At 67.1% G+C, this 1895-nt stretch carries 1 pseudogene; it reads right to left on the bottom strand.

The features are described 5' to 3' along the window. Window positions 1-1895: pseudogene (locus BHQ40_RS24610) on the bottom strand (calcium-binding protein); the annotation flags it as partial.

Genomic DNA, 1895 nt, shown 5'->3' on the forward strand with positions numbered 1-1895 from the left:
GTGCCGGACGCCGAATAATCGGCCGTATCCATGCCCGCGCCGCCGTCCAATATGTCGGACCCGACGCCGCCATCCAATATGTCGTCGCCATCGCCGCCGCGCAGCGTGTCGTCACCGCCCGACCCCCGAATGGTGTCCGCGCCAGCGCCGCCCTCCAGCACATCATTGGCCGACGATCCCGCGATCGTGTCGTCAAACGCCGATCCGACGATCCGCTCGATGCTGTCGAGGATATCGCCATTCGCGTCGCCCTGCGTCCCAAGGCCGGTCGCCAGCGATACGCTGATCGCCGAGGTTGCGTCCGAATAGTCGGCCGTATCGAAACCTGCGCCGCCATAGAGCCTGTCGGCTCCGCCGCGTCCGCCCAGCCGGTCGTCGCCCGCTCCACCGGTCAGCGTATCCGCCGCGCCAGTGCCGAGCAGCACGTCGTCAAAGTCCGAACCGATCAGATTTTCGATGTTGAGGAGCTGGTCTCCTTCCGCCGCACCGCCGGTCGAGGTCGAACCGTCGACCGATACGTTCACGCCGGATGTCGAACTGGAATAATCAACCGTGTCGATGCCCGCGCCGCCATCCAGAAGGTCAGCGCCCGCGCCGCCGTCCAGCAGGTCGTTGCCTGCGCCGCCCAGGATGACGTCATCGCCGCCGCCGCCGGTGATGGTGTCGTTGCCAGCGCCGCCCTCCAGCCGGTCGGCATTGGTGCTGCCGCCCAATATATCGTCCAGGCTGGATCCGATGACGCCTTCAATGCTGATAAGCTGATCACCCGCCGCGTCGCCGCCGATCCCGATCGATCCGTCGAGCTGGACGTTCACCGCGCCTGCCGACGCGCTGTAATCCATCATGTCGAACCCGGTGCCGCCATCCATGATGTCCGCACCGACGCTGCCGAGCAGCCTGTCGTCGCCTGCGCCCGCTGTGATCGTGTCCGCCGCCGCGCCGCCGCCAAGAATATCGTTGAAGGATGAACCGATCAGCTTCTCGATCTCGATCAGGCTGTCGCCCGCCGCATCGCCGCCGGTGCCCAGGCTGCCGTCCAGCGAGACAGCCACTCCGGCCGTCGCCCCGGCATAGCTCGCCGTGTCGATGCCGTTACCGCCGATCAGCTCGTCTGCGCCAGCGCCACCATTCAATATGTCGTCGCCGCCGCCGCCACGCAGGATATCATTGCCTGCGCCGCCGGTGATCAAGTCGTCGCCCGCGCCGCCGCTCAGTTCCTCATCGGCGACGCTGCCATTCAGCACGTCGTCGAAGCTGGAGCCGATGACATTCTCGATGCCGATCAACTGGTCGCCCTGCGCGTCGCCGCCCGATCCGAGCGCGCCGTTCAGGTTGATCGTAACCGCCGCCGTGGACGAGGAATAATCGACTGTATCGCGGCCCAGGCCGCCATCCAATATGTCCGCGCCCGCGCCGCCAAGCAGATTGTCGTCGCCAAGGCCGCCCAGCAGCCGGTCATTGCCTGCGCCGCCCGCGATGAAGTCATCGCCCGCGCCGCCGACCAGTTCGTCGTCCAGAACGCCGCCGGTCAGCGTATCGTTGAAGGCGGAGCCGACCAGCCGCTCGATGCCGGTCATGACGTCGCCCTGCGCGTCGCCACCTGCGCCCGTACTGCCGTCGAGGCCAGCAGAGATCGCAACCGATGACAGGGAATAGTCAACAGTGTCGAAACCTGCGCCGCCTTCCAGAAGGTCAGCGCCCGCGCCGCCGTCTAGCACATCGTTGCCCGCGCCGCCGATCAGGTGATCCGCGCCATCCCGGCCCACGAGCAGGTCGTCGCCCGCGCCGCCGTCAAGCTGATCGTCGCTCGCCGCGCCCGACAATATGTCCGCGCCGGAGGAGCCGATCAGCTTCTCGATCGATACCAGCGTATCGCCCTGCGCATCGCCGCCAAT

Source organism: Sphingobium phenoxybenzoativorans (assembly GCF_001757355.1).
GTDB classification, from domain to species: domain Bacteria; phylum Pseudomonadota; class Alphaproteobacteria; order Sphingomonadales; family Sphingomonadaceae; genus Sphingobium; species Sphingobium phenoxybenzoativorans.